The organism is Rhodococcus sp. BH4 (assembly GCF_002079265.1).
In the GTDB taxonomy this organism is placed as follows: Bacteria; Actinomycetota; Actinomycetes; order Mycobacteriales; family Mycobacteriaceae; genus Rhodococcus_F; species Rhodococcus_F qingshengii.
The window spans coordinates 3,068,135-3,087,898 of the sequence record NZ_CP014941.1 but is presented as its reverse complement, the minus strand read 5'-3'; the positions used below and the strand labels follow the sequence as shown (position 1 = coordinate 3,087,898).

18 protein-coding genes are annotated in these 19,764 nt (G+C 64.4%); all 18 read right to left on the bottom strand.

Features of this window, described 5'->3' with window-relative positions; translation table 11 throughout:
• Positions 1–13: 13 nt before the first annotated feature.
• The 18 genes from A0W34_RS14440 to efp all read right to left on the bottom strand — a co-directional run bounded on the left by A0W34_RS14440 (position 14) and on the right by efp (position 19,762).
• Complete coding sequence (locus A0W34_RS14440) at positions 14–1,033, bottom strand: esterase/lipase family protein (RefSeq protein WP_156888927.1); 1,020 nt, start codon at positions 1,031–1,033, stop codon at positions 14–16.
• A gap of 94 nt (positions 1,034–1,127) precedes the next feature.
• Complete coding sequence (locus tag A0W34_RS14435; RefSeq protein ID WP_370852745.1) at positions 1,128–1,796, bottom strand: PadR family transcriptional regulator; 669 nt, start codon at positions 1,794–1,796, stop codon at positions 1,128–1,130.
• A 172-nt stretch (positions 1,797–1,968) separates the two neighbouring features.
• On the bottom strand, positions 1,969–3,987 hold the full coding sequence (locus A0W34_RS14425; protein ID WP_081557843.1) for a primosomal protein N': 2,019 nt from the start codon (positions 3,985–3,987) through the stop codon (positions 1,969–1,971).
• A 25-nt stretch (positions 3,988–4,012) separates the two neighbouring features.
• Positions 4,013–5,227, bottom strand: coding sequence for a methionine adenosyltransferase (gene metK / locus A0W34_RS14420; protein WP_003944827.1), 1,215 nt, complete (start codon positions 5,225–5,227; stop codon positions 4,013–4,015).
• Positions 5,228–5,415: 188 nt separating this feature from the next.
• A complete protein-coding gene (coaBC, locus tag A0W34_RS14415; RefSeq protein WP_003944888.1) occupies positions 5,416–6,714 on the bottom strand; it encodes a bifunctional phosphopantothenoylcysteine decarboxylase/phosphopantothenate--cysteine ligase CoaBC in 1,299 nt (432 codons plus the stop codon).
• A complete protein-coding gene (rpoZ, locus tag A0W34_RS14410) occupies positions 6,711–7,010 on the bottom strand; it encodes a DNA-directed RNA polymerase subunit omega (protein WP_003944996.1) in 300 nt (99 codons plus the stop codon). Before rpoZ ends, coaBC begins: the two co-directional genes overlap by 4 nt.
• A 98-nt stretch (positions 7,011–7,108) precedes the next feature.
• The gene (gene gmk, locus A0W34_RS14405) at positions 7,109–7,708 is read right to left on the bottom strand and encodes a guanylate kinase (RefSeq protein ID WP_081557842.1); all 600 of its coding nucleotides are present in this window, start codon (positions 7,706–7,708) and stop codon (positions 7,109–7,111) included.
• A gap of 36 nt (positions 7,709–7,744) precedes the next feature.
• Positions 7,745–8,065: an integration host factor, actinobacterial type gene (gene mihF, locus A0W34_RS14400; RefSeq protein ID WP_003944825.1), complete on the bottom strand. Its 321-nt coding sequence runs from the start codon at positions 8,063–8,065 to the stop codon at positions 7,745–7,747.
• Between the two features lie 369 nt (positions 8,066–8,434).
• Positions 8,435–9,634, bottom strand: a complete 1,200-nt coding sequence (locus A0W34_RS14395) for a glycosyltransferase 87 family protein (protein WP_232330041.1) — start codon at positions 9,632–9,634, stop codon at positions 8,435–8,437.
• A gap of 57 nt (positions 9,635–9,691) precedes the next feature.
• Positions 9,692–10,513, bottom strand: a complete 822-nt coding sequence (pyrF, locus tag A0W34_RS14390) for an orotidine-5'-phosphate decarboxylase (protein ID WP_063316422.1) — start codon at positions 10,511–10,513, stop codon at positions 9,692–9,694.
• Positions 10,510–13,866, bottom strand: a complete 3,357-nt coding sequence (gene carB / locus A0W34_RS14385; RefSeq protein WP_003945010.1) for a carbamoyl-phosphate synthase large subunit — start codon at positions 13,864–13,866, stop codon at positions 10,510–10,512. The genes pyrF and carB overlap by 4 nt, the downstream gene beginning before the upstream one ends.
• Positions 13,866–15,041, bottom strand: a complete 1,176-nt coding sequence (gene carA / locus A0W34_RS14380) for a glutamine-hydrolyzing carbamoyl-phosphate synthase small subunit (RefSeq protein WP_007728009.1) — start codon at positions 15,039–15,041, stop codon at positions 13,866–13,868. Before carA ends, carB begins: the two co-directional genes overlap by 1 nt.
• Positions 15,038–15,604, bottom strand: coding sequence for a PH-like domain-containing protein (locus A0W34_RS14375; protein ID WP_003944773.1), 567 nt, complete (start codon positions 15,602–15,604; stop codon positions 15,038–15,040). Before A0W34_RS14375 ends, carA begins: the two co-directional genes overlap by 4 nt.
• Before the next feature lie 6 nt (positions 15,605–15,610).
• Complete coding sequence (locus A0W34_RS14370) at positions 15,611–16,918, bottom strand: dihydroorotase (protein ID WP_003944990.1); 1,308 nt, start codon at positions 16,916–16,918, stop codon at positions 15,611–15,613.
• 26 nt (positions 16,919–16,944) lie between these two features.
• The gene (locus tag A0W34_RS14365) at positions 16,945–17,889 is read right to left on the bottom strand and encodes an aspartate carbamoyltransferase catalytic subunit (protein ID WP_003944883.1); all 945 of its coding nucleotides are present in this window, start codon (positions 17,887–17,889) and stop codon (positions 16,945–16,947) included.
• Positions 17,886–18,527, bottom strand: a complete 642-nt coding sequence (gene pyrR, locus A0W34_RS14360) for a bifunctional pyr operon transcriptional regulator/uracil phosphoribosyltransferase PyrR (protein WP_064114362.1) — start codon at positions 18,525–18,527, stop codon at positions 17,886–17,888. Before pyrR ends, A0W34_RS14365 begins: the two co-directional genes overlap by 4 nt.
• Positions 18,528–18,700: 173 nt before the next feature.
• On the bottom strand, positions 18,701–19,198 hold the full coding sequence (gene nusB / locus A0W34_RS14355) for a transcription antitermination factor NusB (protein ID WP_007728014.1): 498 nt from the start codon (positions 19,196–19,198) through the stop codon (positions 18,701–18,703).
• Positions 19,199–19,762, bottom strand: coding sequence for an elongation factor P (efp, locus tag A0W34_RS14350; RefSeq protein ID WP_003944958.1), 564 nt, complete (start codon positions 19,760–19,762; stop codon positions 19,199–19,201).
• Between the last annotated feature and the right edge of the window lie 2 nt (positions 19,763–19,764).

Genomic DNA, 19,764 nt, shown 5'->3' with positions numbered 1-19,764 from the left:
ACGAATTTGCAGCTCACGAATTTGCGTCGATGACCACTTGCGGAATATCCGTGCCGAGCGGCACCGCGCTGCACGAAGCGTGCCGCTCGGCATCGGGGTCGAGGACCGTCCGGATGACGTCGATCACGTAGGGGTCGTACGGCATGCGGAAGTGGCCGGTCAGGTTCGACGGGCACAGATCCTGGAGGACGATGTTTTCTGCACCGGCACCGCGGAGCGCGATGTTCGAGGACGGCTGGATCATCTCGTCGACAGTGGACCCGATGGTCGTGTAGCGCACTCCGGGTACGGTGTCGCCGCCGTCGTTGAGGGCGTTCAACATATCCGACCCCTGCATCTGCTCACGGACAGCTCGCGAAAAGACGTCTTCGACAAAGTCCTCTCCGCCGGGGATCGCGCGGACGATCGGAACCAACCCGAACATCACCCCGCCGTAGGTCGGCGAAGCCAAACCGACCCAATGATCGACGTAGGCGTCGCCGCCCATCTTGTTGACGTAGTACCGCGTCACCGTCGCGCCTTGCGAATAGCCGATGACGTCGACCTTGTCCGCGCCGGTCGCGGTCAGCACCTGATCGACGAAAGAACCGAACGCGGTGGCACTACCGACTATGTCGCCGACGCCGTAGGTCTCGTGTGCGACGTCCCCGTCTTCTTCTTTGATCGCACCGCCGTAATTGAGGGCGAAGACGCAGTAGCCGTCAGCTGCCAGTGCCGGCGACAGGGCCGCCCAATCCGCGTACGCCTCGGTGTCGGTTCCGTGGGCGAGTACAACCGGTCGGGGATGCGTGGCCGAAGGCTCACAGCCGAAATCGTTCGATCCGGCAGGTGCGGATGCTGGATGAGCATGCGCATATGCCGTAGCAACGGAACGGGTCGCCTGACCCGGACCGACGTCGAGAGGAACGTCCATCGCGTCGGCACTCGCAGACGGAAGCGTCGGTGCGGCACCCGATATAGCCGGCGGTGCTCCGATCAGCAGCGCCACTGCTACCGAAAATGTCAGTCCCACAGACCGTTTGACGCCAGACATTGTTCCTGCTCCTGCTCTGATCCTACGAGGGAGCTGACCGTAACACCAGAAACTTCGAGGCGCATACCCTACCGAACAGTAGGTATCCGACGTCTCAATTGCCGCCTTCATCGGCGTCATCACCGGCAAGCACTCGGTAGAGCGATTTGCGCGCCTCGACAAGCACGTCGGCTGCGGCCTTGACCTGCGCTGGTGTGCCTACAGCAGCCACTTGACCGGCCGCGCCCATCAGCTGGCCGATCAGTTCTCGAAGGTCCTGCTCCGGCTCCCCTACGCTGAGACGAACGTCATCCCACGGCGCCCCGAGATCGGCGCGATGTTCCTCGACGTACGCGACGCCTTCTTCTGTCAGCTTGGCGGTCTTGCGGCCGGCAACCTTTTCGATGATCACCAGTCCTTCGTCCTCGAGTTGGGACAGCGCGGGATAAATGGAGCCCGGACTCGGCTTCCAGACGCCGCCGCTGCGCTCGACGATCTGCTGAATCAATTCGTAGCCGTGCATCGGCTCTTCCGCGATCAACAGCAGAATCGCAGCGCGCACATCTCCTCGACGACCTCGTCCGCCACGTCCTCGCCCGCGACCGAACTGAGCGCCCGGACCGAAGCCGGGGCCGGGTCCGCCGTCTGGACCGAAACGCCCCCGCCGATGGCCTCTGCGTGGCATGTCACCGAAGCCCGGCCGCTCGTGCGGTCGACCGCGTCGACCACCGTCTCGATCGCCGGGACCATCGCCCGACGCGCCGTCGTCCGTCGGCACCCACATCACAAATGGTGGCCGTTGCTCACGGCCGAAACCGCCGAAGAAACCGCGCCGGCCGAACATCCCCTCGTTCGGGAAACTTGCATCCATCGTCGAACCTCCATCACTATCGTTGATAGTTCGACGATATATCGTCATATCGGGTAGCGCAAGGATTCCTCCGACAACTCGAAACTCAGCCGATGCGGCGTGGGTCGATCTGAATGCGGACCGGACCCGAAGACTTCCGCGCACTGCGCGCGGCCCTCGCATGTGCCAGAGCGTCCGCAAGGCCGCGACCGTCCTTGCGTGGAACGCGGACCAGCATTCGCTCCGGCGCGACACCGCTCTCGTCCTCACCGGAATACGGAAGCCTCTCCCCCGCAGGCAATTCCACTGGTCCGAGCAGCACAGCACTTGCCGGCAGATCAGCTGAATCCACCAACTCCGCAATTGCCGCGGATCCACCGTCGATCGCAGCCATGTGAACGGCCGGAGGAAAGCCGACCTCGTCCCGCTCCTCGAATTGAGACTGTGCGTGCCCCACCGGATCCCATCGGACCAACGCCTGCACCGTCGGGATACCCGAGTCTGCGACAACCACAACTTCACCGCCTTCGGACAGCGGAATCACCATGGCAGCAGCCGACATCCAGCGTCTGAGTGTTTCCTCGGCGGCGCGAAGATCGGGCCGGCCGAGCAGTGCCCAGCCGTCGAGCAAGAGCGCGGCGCCGTAGCCGCCGGTCATCACCGGCTCCGCACCCACTGTCGAGACCACCAACGCGGGCCCATGTGGCAGTTCCTTGACCACATCACTGCCCCCGGACAGAACAACTTTCACACCGGGAAACGCCCGCCCGAGTTCTTCGGCGGTCCGGCCGGCACCGACCACCACCGCGCGCAACGCTTTCGCCCCGCACGCGTGACATCGGTAGGCGGCATCGGCAACCCCGCACCAGCGGCACGCCGGTGTCCCGGCGCCGTCGGGACCTGCCGCAGCGGGAAGAGCCAGTGGGCCGTTGCACCGACGGCACCGTGCCGGGGCACGGCACTTTCCGCAGGCCAGGGTCGGTACGTACCCCCGCCGAGGCACCTGTACCAGGACTCCGTTGCCCTCACCCAGAGCGCGCCGGGCGGCCGCGAATGCAATAGCGGGCAAACGAGCCGCTCTGGCTCCCGGATCGCGGGCCAAGGCTTGATCGCTGTCGGCAAGCGCGGTGATCTTGGGTGCGTGGGCACGAACGACGTCCCGCGTAGCGACCAGATCGTGCGCCCATCCCGAGTCGACGAGTACCTGCGCTTCTGCCGTACGGGAGAACCCACCGATCACGACGGCGCACCCGGCGACGTAGCCACGCAGGACGGCAACTTCGCGGGCATGTGGATACGGCGACCGCGGCTCGGACAAGTTGTCGTCGCCGTCGTCCCAGACGACGACAAGACCGGTCTCGGGCGTCGGCGCAAAAACAGCACTCCGTGTGCCGACGACGATCCGGGCGGTCCCGCGCAGTGCAGCGAGCCACCTCCGATATCGCATGGCCGGCCCCAGGCCCGCGGACAGACCTACCACCGCATCCGCTCCGGAGAGTTCGGTACAAGCGGCGACGACGCGGTCCAGGTCGCGTTGATCGGGCACAACCAGGATCGCGGATTTACCACTTGCCGCTACGGCCCCGGCCAGTTCGGCCAGGCGCAGTGGCCAGTTTTCACCAGGCAACGCCTGCCAGACCGCACGTGGGCTTTTCGACTCGCGAATCGCGGACAGGAAGGCGTCACCGAATCTGTAGAGATGCCAACCATTTTCGATCGGTTCAGGAGCGGACGGCGGCTCGGCGGGCCCCCACGGTTCCGCCTCGACCTTCGCGTGCCGCGGCGGTACCGCCAAACGGAGAACATCGGCACGGGTTCCGGCATAACGCTCCGCCACACGATCGACGACTTGCGCGATTTCGGCCGTCAGGACCCGCTCGGACGAGATGACGCGTTCGAGCCAGCCGAACTTCCCCTGATGGTCACTAGTCGCCTCGCGCGAGACGATGAAACCGTCCACCAGACGACCAGCGAAGCGGATGCGCACCCGGACTCCGGGCTGCGCATCCGCTTCGAGTTCACGAGGAACGAGGTAGTCGAATTCACGGTCGAGGTGAGCGAGCGGGAGCATCGGCAGCACCCGGGCGACCGGATCGACTTCTGCCGCTACTCTTTCCGCGCCCACCCGCGCCCCGTCTGTACGTCAGTGATCAGAGACCAGCTGCGCTACGCAGCTTGTCGGCGCGATCGGTGCTCTCCCACGGGAGGTCGATATCGGTGCGACCGAAGTGACCGTATGCCGCCGTCTGCGCGTAGATCGGGCGCAGCAGGTCGAGGTCGCGGATGATCGCTCCCGGACGCAGGTCGAAGATCTCGGTGATCGCCTTCTGGATCCGTGCCGGATCGGTCTTCTCGGTGCCGAAGGTTTCGACGAAGAGTCCGACCGGAGCTGCCTTGCCGATGGCGTAGGCGACCTGAACCTCGATGCGGTCGGCCAGACCTGCGGCAACAGCGTTCTTGGCCACCCAGCGCATGGCGTAGGCAGCGCTGCGGTCGACCTTTGACGGGTCCTTGCCGGAGAACGCGCCGCCACCGTGGCGAGCCATTCCGCCGTAGGTGTCGACGATGATCTTGCGGCCGGTCAAACCGGCGTCACCCATCGGGCCACCGAGGACGAACTTGCCCGTCGGGTTCACCAACAGACGAACATCGGAGGTGTCGAGATCGGTGAGGTTGACGTCGGTCAGCACCGAGTGAAGCACCTTCTCGCGAAGATCGGGCGTCAACAGGTTGTCGAGGTCGATGTCAGCGGCATGCTGGGTGGAGATGACCACGGTGTCGAGACGGACAGCCTTGTCACCGTCGTACTCGATGGTGACCTGGGTCTTGCCGTCCGGGCGCAGGTACGGCAGCACGCCGGACTTACGGACCTCGGTCAACCGGCGAGAGAGACGATGAGCCAGCGCGATGGGCAGCGGCATCAGTTCCGGCGTGTCGGTGGTGGCGTAGCCGAACATCAGGCCTTGGTCACCCGCACCCTGACGGTCGATCTCGTCGTCGCTGATTCCGTCGACGCGAGCCTCGTGCGAGTGATCGACACCCTGCGCGATCTCGGGCGACTGGGCGCCGATCGCGACGTTGACGCCGCAGGAGTTACCGTCGAAGCCCTTTGCGGAGCTGTCGTAGCCGATTTCGAGGACCGTGTCGCGCACGATCTTCGGAATGTCCGCGTACGCAGTGGTCGTGACCTCACCGGCTACGTGAACCTGGCCGGTGGTGACCAGTGTCTCGACGGCCACGCGGGCGCGCGGGTCCTGGGTGAGCAGCGCGTCGAGGATCGAGTCGCTGATCGCGTCACAGATCTTGTCCGGGTGCCCCTCGGTGACGGACTCGCTGGTGAATAGCCGACTGCCGGACTTGCTCACAGATCTCCCTCTCGACGACTGAGTTCTTGACTACAGCTTATTGAAGTATCCGAATCACCGTTCGGTGACCGTTTTGTCATGCTTTGTTAGCTGGGGGCTGAGCCGACGATAACGGTTGGACCGCCTGCGCAACACCCTTGTACTCACCCGATTATCGTGGGGTAACTCTCACCACCGGGCGCGTGTCGCTACTCGGGAAAGAGCTTGACCAGGGCGTCGAGTACTCGACTGGCCATCAAAGCCTTGGATCCGTGTTCGAGAGCGGACTCCGAGCCGTCGGAACCGAGCAGCCAACCGTCGTTGTGATCGACCTCGAACGCCTTGCCCTCGCCGACCGCATTGACCACGAGGAGATCGCAACCTTTGCGGGCAAGCTTGGAGCGGGCATAGGTGAGTACGTCACCATGGGCGTCACCGGTCTCAGCGGCGAATCCGACGATCACCGTTCGAGCATCCAAGTCGCCGTCACGACGCGCTTCGACGAGACCGGCGAGGATGTCGGCATTTCTGGTGAGGCTGATCGAGTCGGGTTCGTTTGCGCCCTTCTTGATCTTGCTACCTTCGACGGTGGTGGGGCGGAAGTCCGCGACAGCCGCAGCCATGACGACTCCGTCGTGTCCCGGTGCGTGCTTTTCCACTGCCAACCGGAGATCTTCGGCCGTCTTGATGTGCACGACGTCGACAGCGGCGGGGTCGGCGAGATCAGCCGTGTACCCGGCGATCAGTGTCACGTGCGCGCCGCGTTGCGCAGCAAGACGGGCGAGCGCGTAGCCCTGCTTGCCCGAGCTGCGATTACCGAGAAAGCGCACGGGATCGAGCGGCTCGCGAGTACCGCCGGCGGTGACCAGAATGCGGCGACCCTCCAGGTCGCGCGGCAACGCGTCCGAGCGCTCGAGGAGCAACGATGCCAACCCGACGATCTCGTCGGGTTCGGGAAGTCGACCGGCTCCGGTGTCTTTCCCGGTCAAACGCCCGGAGGCAGGTTCGATCACGTGGACGCCGCGCGAACGCAGTGTCGCCACGTTCGAGACCGTTGCGGGGTGCTCCCACATCTCGGTGTGCATTGCTGGGGCGAAGACGACCGGACAGCGCGCGGTCAACAAAGTGGCCGTCAACAGGTCGTCTGCGCGACCCATGACCGCTCGCGCCATCAGATCAGCGGTTGCCGGCGCGATGACGACCAGATCGGCTTCCTGTCCGAGACGGACATGCGGAACCTGCGGGACGTCGTTGAAGACGCCGGTGTGAACCGGGTTGCCGGAGAGTGCTTCGAACGTCGCGCGCCCGACGAACTCCAGAGCGGATTCGGTCGGAATCACGCGGACGTGATGACCGCTCTCGGTGAAGCTGCGGATGATCGAGCACGCCTTGTACGCGGCGATACCCCCACCGACACCGACGACAATGCGCTTACGTATCGATGTGGGCGCGTCGGACACTCCCCCGACACCCGAACGAGGTTCGGGTGCGGCAGATGTGGTGCTCACTCGCCTTCGGTGTGCTCGAGGAGATCAGCGTGGATTTCACGCAACGCGATGGACAGCGGCTTTTCCTGCAGACCGGGCTCGACCAGAGGTCCGACGTATTCGAGGATGCCGTCACCGAGCTGGTTGTAGTAGTCGTTGATCTGGCGCGCGCGCTTGGCCGAGTAGATGACCAGGGCGTACTTGGAAGAGGTGCGTTCGAGCAACTCGTCGATCGGCGGGTTGGTGATGCCGAGCGGGGTGTCGTAGGCAGGCAGAGCGCCCTGACCTGCTGCGGACGCGGCTGAAGTGCTGCTCACTCTTGTGTCTCCTGAATTAGATCTTCATTGAAGAACTAGTTTTATCGATCCGGATATCTGAGAAACGGGGTGGAAATCGGTTCCCGAAGGGTGCGGAATCAGTTCCCAACCAACAAGGATACCAACTCATCGCAAGCACGGCTTACATCCTCATTCACGATGACCGTGTCGAACTCGTCCTGTGCGGCCAATTCCACTCGGGCCGTCTCGAGTCGGCGCGCCACGACGTCTTCCGTTTCGGTTCCACGTCCGGTCAGCCGTTGCACCAGAACGTCCCAGCTCGGTGGAGCCATGAACACCAACAGAGCCTCGGGCATCGCCTTGCGGACAGCTCGTGCTCCGGCGAGATCGACCTCGACGAGAACGGGCTTTCCAGCTTCGAGCGCTTCTTCGACCGGAGCTGCGGGGGTGCCGGAGCGCTGCAGGCCGCCGTGGACTTCCGCCCATTCGAGAAGTTCACCGGAGTCGATCATCCGTTGAAATTCTTCACGGGAGGTGAATCGGTAGTCCTTGCCGTCCACTTCACCTGGACGGGGATCGCGAGTGGTCGCCGAAACACTGAAAACGAGTTCAGGCAACCGAGTTCTCAGCTCGCGAACGACGCTGGACTTACCGACAGCCGAAGGGCCGGCCAGTACAACCAGCCGACCCCTCCGCACTGCGGTCTTGCTCTCTGACACTGTTGCGTCAGCAATCATCAGACACTGCCGCGTCAGCAATCATCACTTGTCGGCTCAGGCCTCGAAGTCGAACTTGGTGAGCAGAGCCTTGCGCTGCCGATCACCGAGGCCACGAAGGCGACGGGTCGGTGCAATCTCCAGCTCGGTCATGATCTCCTGAGCCTTGACCTTGCCCACCTTGGGCAGCGCCTCGAGCAGTGCCGAAACCTTCATCTTGCCCAAGATTTCGTTGTCTTCGGCGTCCTTGAGGACCTGCTTGAGGTCGGTGCCGCCACGCTTCAGGCGCTCCTTGAGCTCAGCCCTGGCCTTGCGGGCAGCAGCTGCCTTCTCCAAAGCAGCAGCGCGCTGCTCATCAGTCAACTGGGGAAGGGCCACGGTTCCTCCGTCTCGTCGTGTGCAAATTTTGTCTATTCCGCTGATAACCAGCAGCGATAGCGACCGTACTCACGCCTGGCGCGAATTGCTAACCCACCCCCCGCGGTCCGATGCAGATCGCGGTGGGTTATGCGCGTCGAATCGATGTCACGGATCGTCACCGTTTTCGGCTGGATCGAGACGAATTCGACGCCACACGAACGTGCGTACAGTACCGAAATAGACTGTAACACAATGTATTTCGACCCATAGCGTGCGACACCCCCGTGCGAGTGTGCGAAATCGTTACCTGCGGGAATGAACGTGGTCGCCGACACATCCAAAATTTTCGAGCATTTTCGACGCCTATGCGCGTGTCGCGGCCCGTTTTCAGGTCTGCAGCGACGATTTCGGATCGCCGGCGTCGACCGTCTCGGGTTCGATGCGACTCACGCCGGGGGCGGCCAGAGCGAGCACTACCGCGAGGCTCGCCCAGAGCAATGAATTCTCCAGCACGAAGCCGACTACCGGGATATCCATGTCCGCGCCGACTCGAGGAAGCCGAAACAGCACTACGACAGCGGTGAGACCGATCGCGATCCAGGACCACACAGGGACCGATCGAGTGCCCTCCCCCACGCCCGACTTGATCGGAACGAGGAGTACACCCACCGCCGGCACCAACCACACGAAGTGGTGCGTCCAGGCAATGGGAGTCACGATTGCCGCCAGCAGAGCCACCACCGTGAAACCGGCGAGATCGCCCCGCAGGCGCTGAGCGCGCCGCGTCGCGACAATTCCGAGGACACCCAACACCGCACAGGCGACGAGCCAGGCCGGACCCACCAGGCCCTCGGGAAGTAGCCGCAAGGCCATTCCACGCACGGACTGGTTACCGAACACGGACGGGTCACCGACGGCGACGCGCCCCGAGAGTGAGGCGATGTCGCCGAAGTAGTCGATCGTCTGGCGTGGGAGAACCGCAAAGCCCAGAGCCGTGGCGCCGAGGAAGCCGGCGAGGCCGCCCGCAACTGCTTTCCAGCGCCCGGTGATCACGTAGTAACCGATGTAGACGAGTGGCACCAGTTTGACCGCGCCGGCGATCCCCACCAGCACACCCTCGGGAATCCACCGTGGTCGAGCCAGCACGTCGATCAAGCACAGGAGAGTCAGAAGCAACCCGACCTGGCCGTACCCGAGGTGATCGGAGATCGGCGATGCCGCCGTCCACAGGACCAGGAAACCCACGTAGACGACGACTGGCCGCTTACGTGTGAACGGGACTTCGCGATAGCTGAGCACGATGATCGCGGCCAGCATCAGGAGGCTGACGAAACTCCATCCCCACTGGACCGCACCCCAGGAACCCAGGGCGACTGGAACGGCGACGAGCGCAGCGAAGGGCGGATACGTGAACGGCAGTCTCGCGTTGAACGACTCGTCGTACAGGTTCGAGCCGTCGAGGACGGCCTGACCCGCCGTCCGGTACACGGCGAGATCGTCGCCGTGTACGCCGGTGACGGATTGGAACCCGGTGGCCAGCAGCGCGCACGCCGCGACGAGAAGTCCGATCTGCCACCAACGATTCACCGACGGACGGTACCACCGGGTTCCACCGCTCGAACGAGCCTCGAGGTCACTCACGGATCAGTTCGCCAATGCGGCTTCGATCTCGTCTCGGTCACGCATTGCTGCCTCCCGAAGTGCCGATACCGAAGGACCATGCTTGAGCACCCCACGGGAAGTGTTCGGCAGCAGGAGCTCGGTCGATCCCGCGAAGATGTCTGCGAGATCCGCTGCCGTCGCACCCTGCGCGCCGAGTCCCGGAGCGAGAATCGGGCCGTTGAACTGCGACAGGTCCAGACCGTGGTCCCGAGTTGCACCGACCACCAGTCCGACGGTGTCACGGCCGTCGCCGTTCGCATCGACCGCAGCGTCGACGATCGACTGAGCCACGCTCACACCGTCAGCCGACGACTGTTGAAGTACGCCGCCTTCCGGATTGGAGGTTCGTGCCAGGACGAAGATCCCGCGGGCGTTCTGCCTTGCCAGTTCGAGTGTCGGAGTCAGCGCCCCGAATCCCAGGTACGGCGAAACGGTGACCGAGTCGGAGGCCAACGGCGAATCACCCAACCAGGCTTGCGCGTACGCGTCCATCGTCGAACCGATGTCACCGCGCTTGGCATCCGCGACGACCAGCGTTCCCGCATCGCGAAGAACCGAGATGGTCCGCTCCAACACGGCGAAGCCGGCGCTGCCGTAAGCCTCGAAGAACGCGACCTGCGGTTTGACCAGTCCGACCTCACCGGTGAACGCCTCGACGCAGATCTCGGCGAAAGTCTCGAGACCTTCGGCCGTACGCGGCAGTCCCCACGCGTCGAGAAGCGCGGGATGCGGGTCGATACCGACGCACAGCCGCCCCCGGTCCGCGATCGCGGACCGGAGACGCTGCCCCCAACTGTGACTCACGACTGCTGTGCCGGCTGACGAAGACCTGCGTGCAATTCCTGCAGGGAGTGAACTCCGATGTCGCCGCGAATGGCTGCTTCGATGCCCTGCACGGCAGCCGAGGCGCCCTGCACCGTCGTGATGCACGGGATGTTCGACGCAACCGCTGCGCTTCGGATCTCGTAGCCGTCGACACGCGGGCCGTTGTTGCCGTACGGCGTGTTGATGACCATGGCGACCTCGCCGCTGCGGATCTGGTCGACGATGGTCTCGGCACCGGCCGGAACATCTTCACCCGACTGCTTGTACACCTGCTTGCACTCGATACCGTTGCGCCGCAAAACATCTGCGGTTCCTTCGGTGGCAAGAATGGTGAATCCGAGGTCTGCCAGGCGCTTGACCGGGAAGATCAGCGAACGCTTGTCCTTGTTGGCGACCGAGACGAACACCGCGCCCGTGGTGGGCAACGAACCGTAGGCGGCAGTCTGCGACTTGGCAAAAGCCGTACCGAAGTCGAAGTCGATTCCCATGACTTCACCGGTGGACTTCATTTCCGGGCTGAGCAAGGTATCCACGCCGGTACCGTCGGCGCGGCGGAAGCGGTTGAACGGCAACACAGCTTCCTTGACCGCGATCGGTGCACCGGCCGGGGTGTTTCCGCCGTCGCCCTTCGCCGGCAGAATGCCGCTCGCACGCAGTTCCGCGATGGATTCGCCGAGCATGACGCGGGCGCATGCCTTGGCCAGCTGGACGGCCGTCGCCTTGGACACGAACGGAACCGTGCGGCTGGCGCGGGGATTTGCTTCCAGCACGTAGAGGATGTCGTCCTTGAGGGCGTACTGGACGTTGAGCAGGCCCTTGACGCCGATGCCCTTTGCGAGAGCCTCGGTGGAGCGGCGGACGTTCTCGAGATCCGCCCGGCCCAGAGTGATGGGCGGGAGCGCACACGCCGAGTCACCGGAGTGAATGCCGGCTTCCTCGATGTGCTCCATGACGCCGCCGAGGTACACCTCGGTGCCGTCGCACAGAGCGTCGACGTCGATCTCGACCGCGTCTTCGAGGAAGCGGTCGACCAGGACCGGACGATCGTCGGAGATCTCCGTGGCGCGCGAGATGTAGTCGGCGAGGGAAGCCTCGTCGTAGACGATCTCCATGCCGCGACCACCGAGCACGTACGACGGACGCACCAGCACCGGGTAGCCGATACCTGCCGCGATCTCGCGGGCGCCGTCGAACGTGGTGGCGGTACCGAACTTCGGTGCGGGCAGACCGGCTTCGGTCAGTACGCGGCCGAATTCGCCGCGGTCCTCCGCCAGGTCGATGGCTGCGGGGCTGGTTCCCACGATGGGGACGCCGGCAGCTTCGAGACGCTTCGCCAGTCCGAGCGGGGTCTGGCCGCCGAGCTGGACGATGACGCCGGCAACGGTGCCCGACTGCGCCTCCGCGCGGTAGACCTCGAAGACGTCCTCGAACGTCAGCGGCTCGAAGTACAGGCGATCAGCGGTGTCGTAGTCCGTGGAGACGGTCTCGGGGTTGCAGTTGACCATGACGGTCTCGTACCCGGCCTCGGACAGCGTCTGCGCCGCGTGGACACACGAGTAGTCGAACTCGATGCCCTGACCGATGCGGTTGGGGCCGGATCCGAGGATCAGAACCTTGGGTCGCTCGGTCTGCGGAGCAACTTCGGACTCGGCCTCGGGATCGAGCTCGTAGGTCGAGTAGTGGTACGGCGTCTTGGCCTCGAACTCTGCGGCGCAGGTGTCGACGGTCTTGTAGACGGGGCGCACGCCCAGCTGATCACGCAGAGCGCGAACGGCGTCCTCACCTGCGTGAGTGTCACCACCGAGCTCGGGGCGCAGAGCCGCGATCTGGCGGTCCGAGATGCCGTGGTACTTGGCCTGACGCAGGGAAGCCTCGTCGAAAGACTCTGCAGCGCGCAGCTTTTCACCGAGCTCGTGAATCTGCTGGAACTGGTCGAGGAACCACGGATCGATCTTGGTGGCGTCGAAGAGCTGCTCGACAGTTGCGCCGAGCGCGAATGCCTTCTCGATGCCGTACATGCGGCCGTCCTGCGGAACGCTCAGATCGGCGAGTAGTGCATCCAGGCTCTCCGTCTCGATGTCGGCGCCGGTCCAGTAACCCGCACGCTTGGTCTCGAGCGAACGCATGACCTTGCCGAAAGCCTCGGTGAAGTTGCGGCCGATGCTCATGGCCTCGCCCACCGACTTCATCGTGGTGGTCAGAGTTCCGTCGGCACCGGGGAACTTCTCGAAAGCGAACCGCGGAGCCTTGACGACGACGTAGTCGAGCGTCGGCTCGAAGCAAGCCGGGGTTTCCTTGGTGATGTCGTTGACGATCTCGTCGAGCGTGTAGCCGATGGCAAGCTTGGCCGCCATCTTCGCGATCGGGTAACCGGTCGCCTTCGACGCCAGAGCCGACGAGCGGGAGACACGCGGGTTCATCTCGATGACAACCAGGCGGCCGTCCTTCGGGTCCATCGCGAACTGGATGTTGCAGCCGCCGGTGTCGACGCCCACCTCACGCAGAATGTCGATGGAAAGGTCGCGCATCGCCTGGTACTCGCGGTCGGTCAGCGTCATCGCCGGGGCGACGGTGACCGAGTCTCCGGTGTGGACACCGACCGGGTCGACGTTCTCGATGGAGCAGACGATCACGACGTTGTCGCGACTGTCACGCATGAGCTCGAGTTCGTATTCCTTCCAACCGAGGATGGATTCCTCGATCAGGACGTTCGCCGTCGGCGACGCGGCCAGACCGCCACCGGCGATGCGGTTGAGATCGTCGACGTCGTACGCCATGCCGGAACCGAGGCCGCCCATGGTGAAGGACGGACGCACGACAACCGGGTAACCGAGTTCGGCGACCGTGGCGTGTACTTCGTCCATCGTGTAGCAAACTGCGGACTTCGCGGATTCGCCACCGACCTTGGCGACGATGTCCTTGAACTTCTGGCGATCCTCGCCGCGCTGGATGGCGTCGAAGTCTGCGCCGATCAGTTCGACGTCGTACTTCTCGAGGATGCCCTGCTCGTGCAGCGCCACTGCGGCGTTGAGCGCAGTCTGACCGCCGAGCGTCGCGAGGACGGCGTCGATCTTGTTGCCCTGCAAGGCTTCCTTGGCGATGACCTTCTCGAGGAACTCGGCCGTGATCGGCTCGACGTACGTGGCGTCGGCGAACTCGGGGTCCGTCATGATGGTGGCCGGGTTGGAGTTGACCAGGCTGACGCGCAGGCCCTCCTCCTGGAGGACGCGGCAGGCCTGGGTGCCCGAGTAGTCGAACTCGCAGGCCTGACCGATGACGATCGGACCGGAGCCGATTACCAGGATGTGCTTGAGATCTGTACGGCGTGGCATTAGTTCTTGACTCCGGTTTCTTTCCGTGCGGAGAGCAGGCTGGTGAAGCGGTCGAAGAGGTACGCGGCGTCGTGCGGGCCGGCTGCCGCCTCGGGGTGGTACTGCACCGAGAAGGCCGAATCGTCCAGCAGGCGAACACCTTCGACGGCTCCGTCGTTGGCGCAGGTGTGGCTGACCACCGCGCGGCCGAACGGGGTGTCGAATTCCTGACCGGCTTCGCCTTCGAGCGCGAAGCCGTGGTTCTGAGCGGTGATCGCGATGCGACCGGTCTGATGCTCGATCACCGGGATGTTGATTCCGCGGTGGCCGAACTTCATCTTGTAGGTGCTCAGGCCCAGGGCGCGGCCCAGGATCTGGTTGCCGAAGCAGATACCGAACAGCGGCAAGCCCTGTCCGATGACCTCTTTCGTGAGGTGGACTGCGCCGTCGGCGGTGGCTGGGTCACCGGGACCGTTGGAGAGGAACACTCCGTCGGCCTTCAGGTCGAGGATCTGTTCGAGACTCGCGTTGGACGGCAACACGTGGACGCGGATACCGCGCTCGGCGAACATGCGCGGGGTGTTGGTCTTGATACCGAGGTCGATGGCGGCAACCGTGTACAGCGCCTCCCCGCCCTTCGGCTCGACGACGTAGCCGCTGGTGGTGCTGACCTCACCGGCAAGATCGGCGCCGAGCATGGTCGGCTGATCCTGAACCCGTCGGACCAGTTCGTCATCGGCGGCGATGGCTTCACCGGAAAAAATTCCGGCCTTCATCGAGCCGCGAGTACGCAGGTGGCGAACCAGGGCGCGGGTGTCGATCCCGGCGATTCCGACGATGCCCTGCTCTTCGAGCTTGGCCTGCAGCGAACCAGTTGCACGCCAGCTCGAGGTGACGCGCGAGGGGTCACGAACGACGTACCCGGCAACCCAGATCTTCGCGCCGGCACGCTCGCCGGTCGGTCCGACCGACTCGTCGTCTTCGTCGTTCCAGCCGGTGTTGCCGATCTGCGGTGCGGTGGAGACGACGATCTGGCGGTGGTAGCTGGGATCGGTGAGCGTTTCCTGGTAGCCGGTCATTCCGGTGCTGAACACCGCTTCGCCCAGGGTCTGTCCAACCGCACCGAAGGTGGTTCCGCGGAACACCCGTCCGTCTTCGAGGACCAGTACTGCGGGGCTGTTGTCAAAGCCGCTCATGCGTTCTTTCCGTTCTGCTCGATGTCGCCAGAGCTTGCGTCTTCGTTGTCATTCGTCTTGTTCGAAGCGGTCTTGTTCGAAGCAGTCACCGGCTTGACCCAGTCCGGATAAACCGTCTTGTCGTCACCGCGCACGCCCGTGTCGATCTCGGTTCCGCTCGGCAATTCCCAGCGAATCACCAGGACGCCGTCCTTGCTCATGACCTTGCCGGCAAGACCGTTCTCCGTGCGGATCGCGCGGATCGACTTCTCCGGAATCCAGATCGCCGACGCGCCGTCACGCTCGACCAGAATTCCGCCGCTGTAGCGGCTGATCTCGCAGGTGGCGCGGAAACCGAGGTCGCCGACGGCGATCCGGTCCTGCCAACTGGGTGCGATGGTGCTGCCGACGTACAGGCCGGTGGTCGGCAGGACGAGCAGTTCACCCAGGGTTGCCGGTACCGTCGGCAGTTCGCCGATCTTGTCTTTCTGGCGTCGAGCGCGTCCACGCCAGCCGACGTACATCAGGCCGATCATCGCGACCCAGAAGATCGCCAGACCGATGATCCACAGTGCTCTGTCCATGACGCGCTACTCCTCGCTACTCCGCAGCCGCACATTCCCGTCGTGTGCGGTGATGCGGCCACGTAACAGTGTGGTCGTGACCCGAGCGGGCAATGTCATCGACTCGTACGGAGTGTTATGCGCGACACTCGCCAGGTCGGGACCGTGGACCGTCCACTCGGCCGACGGATCGACCAATGTCAGGTTCGCGGGCTCCCCCACCTCGATGGGACGGCCCTGATCGTCGAGGCCGACGATTGCCGCGGGGCGCTCGCTCATGACCCGGGCAACACCGCGCCAGTCCAACAGGCCGGGCTGGACCATCGTCTGCACGATGATCGAGAGTGCGGTCTCGAGGCCGAGCATTCCAGGGCGAGCGGCTGCGAACTCGCAGCACTTGTCCTGCTCGGCGTGCGGAGCATGGTCGGTCGCGACGCAGTCGATGATTCCCTCGGCCAGACCCTTGCGCAGCGCGGCAACGTCACTGGCCTCACGCAAGGGCGGGTTGACCTTGTTGATCGCGTCGTACGTCTCGAGCCGTGAATCGTCGAGGAGCAGGTGATGCGGGGTGACCTCGGCGGTGATCGAAATCCCTTGGCTGCGAGCCCACTTCACGAGTTCGACGGTTCCGGCGGTGGAGGCGTGGCAGATGTGAACGCGGGCGCCGGCGTCACGCGCGAGCAGTGCGTCGCGGGCCACGATCGATTCTTCGGCTGCTCGCGGCCACCCGGCCAGGCCGAGACGCGCGGCCGTGGGGCCCTCGTGGGCGACCGCACCGACGGTCAAACGCGGCTCTTCCGCGTGCTGGGCGATCAGGACGCCCAGTGAGCTGGAGTATTCGAGCGCGCGACGCATGATCAGTGGGTCGTAGACGCAGTGGCCGTCGTCGGAGAACATCTTGACCTTGCCGACGCCTGCGGCCATGGTCGCCATCTCGGCGAGTTGCTTGCCTTCCAGGCCCGCTGTGACTGCGCCGACGGGGTGGACGTCGACGAGGCCGACTTCCTGCCCGCGTCGCCAGACGTGATCGGTGATGACCACCGAATCGGCGACGGGACTCGTGTTGGCCATCGCGAAGACCGCGGTGTATCCACCCAGAGCCGCTGCCGAGCTTCCGGTTTCGATGGTCTCGGTGTCTTCGCGGCCGGGCTCACGCAGATGTGTGTGCAGGTCCACGAAGCCGGGAAGCAGGATCTGCCCGCCGGCATCGATCACCTCGGATGCCGTGGCCGGATCGAGGTCCACGCCGATCTCGAGGATCGTGCCGTCGCCGACGAGTACGTCGGTGGGCTCACCTTCTCCGTAGATCAGGACTCCGCGGAGCAGGACACTCACGGGTGATTCTCCGTTCTCGTTTCTGGTCACAGCGCACCGTCCTCCGACCCGACCAGCAGTCGGAACAAGACAGCCATGCGCATGTGTACGCCGTTGGTAACCTGTTGCAGTACAGCAGTTTTGGAGGAATCGGCAACGGCGGATGCAATCTCCATGCCGCGCAGCATCGGGCCGGGGTGCAGGACCACCGCGTGATCGGCCAGCATCGCCAGCCGCTTCTCGGACAGGCCGTAGTTGATCGAGTACTCGCGCTGCGACGGGAAGAAGCCACCGTTCATGCGTTCGGCCTGAACCCGCAGCATCAGCACCGCGTCGAGTCCGGGCAGTTCCGCGTCGAGCGAATGCGAAACCGTGACCGGCCACGTGTGCGCACCGACCGGCAGCAGTGTCGGCGGCGCAACAAGAACAACCTCGGCACCGAGCATCGAGAGCAGCAGTGCGTTGGAGCGGGCGACACGGCTGTGCAGGATGTCGCCGACGATGGCGATCCGCTTGCCCTCGATGTCGCCGAGACGCTGGCGAAGGGTCAAAGCGTCGAGAAGCGCCTGAGTGGGGTGCTCGTGCGTGCCGTCACCTGCGTTGATGACTGCCGGGCCACCGTCGTCGGCCGCTCCGGTCCACTTTGCGATCTGGTGGGCGGCGCCCGAAGCCGGGTGGCGCACGATGAGTGCGTCGGCACCGGCCGCGCGCAGGGTCATCGCGGTATCGCGCAGGGATTCACCTTTGGACACCGAGGAACTGGATGCGCTGACATTGATGACGTCGGCACTCATCCATTTGCCTGCCACCTCGAAAGACACCCGGGTGCGCGTCGAGTTCTCGAAGAACACCGTCATGACCGTGCGTCCGCGCAGCGTCGGGAGCTTGCGTACCTCTCGTCCCAGAAGTGCCTGCTCGAACCGTTCTGCCTCGTCGAGAAGTTCTACCGCGGACTCACGATCGAGGTCCGCGATGGAAAGTAGGTGCTTCACGCGTTCTTACCCCCGGAGATGACTACCGCTTCCCTGCCGTCGTGCTCCTGGAGGAGAACCTTGACGTCCTCGGACCTCGCGGTCGGGACGTTCTTGCCGACGTAGTCGGCGCGCAGCGGGAGTTCGCGGTGACCACGATCCACGAGCACTGCGAGTTGGACCGCGCGGGGGCGGCCCAGATCGCGCAACGCGTCAAGTGCCGAGCGCACGGTGCGACCGGAGAAGAGGACGTCGTCCACGAGAACGACCAGCGCATTGTCGACGCCACCCTCGGGGACGGACGTGCGCTCGAGCGGGCGGTGCGGCTTGTTCCGGAGATCGTCGCGGTAGAGGGTGATGTCGAGAGATCCGATGGGAAGACGCACACCGGAGAATTCTTCGACCTTGGCGCGCAGTCGCGTGGCTAGGGTGGTTCCACGCGTCGGGATACCGATCAGGACCACACGAGGGGCAGTTCCCTCGGGTCCGTCGAGTGCGGTCTTCTCGATGATCTCGTGAGCGATCCGCGCGATGGTCCTGCCCACATCCTGGGCGGACAACAATTCGCGGGTTTCGCTGCCTGCCTCGGCACCGACCGGCGCCTTCGAGTTACCTGGACCTGCAAGATCGGATGGGCGAGACCCTTCGGGCACGCTCATGCAGCGACCTCCTTCTCCGCCTCACTGGACGGATCGTTAAAGGATGTCTGACGGTCCCCACCCTATCAGCCGACAGACCTGATCCCGCCGTGCGAGCAGCGACTCCGACCGGTTGTGTGCAGACACACAACGCGCTCGGTGACACTCGCACGGCGGTGGTGGAACAAAACTTGCTACTCGGTACCCGAATCCGATTCCTGCGCGCGCTGGGAGGTCGCGGCCGCAGCCGATCGAACCTGCGGCGCAACGAGAACGACCTGGCCGAGGATTCCGTTGACGAATCCCGGAGAGTCGTCCGTCGAGAGCTGCTTCGCGAGTTCGACGGCCTCGTCCACGGCGACAACCGGCGGAACGTCCGTCGCGTGGAAGAGCTCCCACACGGCGATCCGCAGAATCGCACGGTCGACGGCGGGCAGACGCTCGAGCGTCCAGTCCTGCAGATGCGAGGAGATGACCTGATCGATCCGGTCCAGATTCTCCGCAACGCCGGACACCAACGTGACGGTGTAGGCCGCGACGGGCGCTACCGCGTCGTCCTTGACGGACAGATCGGAACGCTCCGACGCCAGTGCGACCGGATCGAGGTCACGTGCCTCGGCTTCGAAGAGGAAGTCGACGGCACGCTTGCGCGCCTTGTGGCGTGCACCGAGTTTCTTATGTGTGCCGGACACTCAGGAATTCACACGCCCGAGGTAGTTGCCGTCACGAGAATCGACCTTGAGCTTGTCACCGGTGTTGATGAAGAGCGGGACGTTGATCTCGGCACCGGTCTCGAGGGTCGCAGGCTTGGTGCCGCCGGTGGAGCGGTCGCCCTGCAGGCCCGGATCGGTGTGCTTGACGACGAGCTCGACGGTGACCGGAAGCTCGACGAAGAGGGGAACGTCTTCGTGGGTCGCGACCTGGACTGCCATGTTCTCGAGCAGGAAACGCGACTGGTCGCCGACGGTGGATTCGCTGATCGACACCTGGTCGTAGGTGTCGCCGTCCATGAAGATGTAGTCGCTGCCGTCGTGGTACAGGTACGTCATGTCACGACGGTCGACCGTGGCGGTCTCGACCTTCACACCGGCGTTGAACGTCTTGTCCACTACCTTGCCCGAGAGCACGTTCTTGAGCTTGGTGCGCACGAAGGCAGGGCCCTTGCCGGGCTTGACGTGCTGGAACTCGATGATCGTCCACAGCTGGCCTTCGATCTGCAGAACCAGACCATTCTTGAAATCACTGGTGGAAGCCACTT

What these genes read in the sequence shown, in the direction of transcription:
- A0W34_RS14375 (WP_003944773.1), bottom strand. Translation starts at nt 15,604, where the DNA reads ATGGACAGAGCACTGTGGATCATCGGTCTGGCGATCTTCTGGGTCGCG.
- pyrR (WP_064114362.1), bottom strand. Translation starts at nt 18,527, where the DNA reads ATGAGCGTGCCCGAAGGGTCTCGCCCATCCGATCTTGCAGGTCCAGGT.
- carB (WP_003945010.1), bottom strand. Translation starts at nt 13,866, where the DNA reads ATGCCACGCCGTACAGATCTCAAGCACATCCTGGTAATCGGCTCCGGT.
- A0W34_RS14440 (WP_156888927.1), bottom strand. Translation starts at nt 1,033, where the DNA reads ATGTCTGGCGTCAAACGGTCTGTGGGACTGACATTTTCGGTAGCAGTG.
- A0W34_RS14435 (WP_370852745.1), bottom strand. Translation starts at nt 1,796, where the DNA reads ATGTGGGTGCCGACGGACGACGGCGCGTCGGGCGATGGTCCCGGCGAT.
- gmk (WP_081557842.1), bottom strand. Translation starts at nt 7,708, where the DNA reads ATGATTGCTGACGCAACAGTGTCAGAGAGCAAGACCGCAGTGCGGAGG.
- carA (WP_007728009.1), bottom strand. Translation starts at nt 15,041, where the DNA reads ATGAGCGGCTTTGACAACAGCCCCGCAGTACTGGTCCTCGAAGACGGA.